2 protein-coding genes are annotated in these 794 nt (G+C 44.5%); one reads left to right on the plus strand and one right to left on the minus strand.

What is annotated here, in order from left to right:
* Positions 1-14: 14 nt before the first annotated feature.
* The gene (locus A3739_RS23840; protein WP_068476078.1) at positions 15-266 is read right to left on the minus strand and encodes a hypothetical protein; all 252 of its coding nucleotides are present in this window, start codon (positions 264-266) and stop codon (positions 15-17) included.
* A gap of 143 nt (positions 267-409) precedes the next feature.
* On the opposite strand from A3739_RS23840, the gene A3739_RS23845 reads away from it, so the two are divergent.
* Positions 410-794: MHYT domain-containing protein (locus tag A3739_RS23845; protein WP_304440304.1), on the plus strand; the 385-nt coding region annotated here is incomplete at its 3' end.

Here is a 794-nt window from a genome sequence, read left to right on the forward strand (position 1 = left end):
TTCTGTGGTTTATTCTAGGGTTTTTCGTCATCATCACCGCTTTGATCATAAGACTTCCACGCATCTTTGAGATCTTCTTGAAAAGCCTCTTCATGGAGGATCATAAATCCTCCTTCAATCAGGATAAAACTCGGTAATTTACTGACTTCGGGTTTGCCAGTATCAGGTGAACAAAATCGTCTCTGTTTAACAAAAATACGCTGAAAGCAACGTTCCATTTTAGGATCGTTGATATAGGCAGTTTCGAACGGTGATTGTCGTGCCATAGAAATGTGCTCCGATAAATGACGTCAGCTTTGCTATATCGCTTGTGTCGATAATAGGCCTTGCCGCGGTCTTTTGTCTAGGCAAGAAAAACTCAGATTGTCGACTATATTCATGCCAAATTGTTGCTTGAGGATAAAGCGGCGTGTGGCGGTTTAAAGACCTTTCGCAGAAGGGTTTTGTACTAACAGAGGGGAGCTACGATTATTCAGTCGTACTGTTCTCGTTGATTATTGCGGCAACAGCAGCGTTTGCGATGCTAATGATCGTCGAGCGTTTGTGGCGAGATAATGCCGACTCAGATCATAGCCATAACAAAGGTGCAGCTTGGCTAGCGCTAGCCTCTGGAACAATGGGCTTAGGTGTTTGGTCCATGCATTTTACGGGAATGTATGCGTTTCAGCTGCCGTATCACATGCACATGAGCGTCGTGATCACAATTATCTCTGTTCTACCCGCTTGTATTGGTGCTTACTTTTATCTGAGGTTATATGCAGCTCGTCGCTTCGATCTGCGTTCTATGCAGGTCG

It is taken from the genome of Oleiphilus sp. HI0067, from assembly GCF_001635735.1.

Coding starts and splice junctions, on each gene's coding strand:
- A3739_RS23840 (WP_068476078.1), bottom strand. CDS start 266: ATGGCACGACAATCACCGTTCGAAACTGCCTATATCAACGATCCTAAA.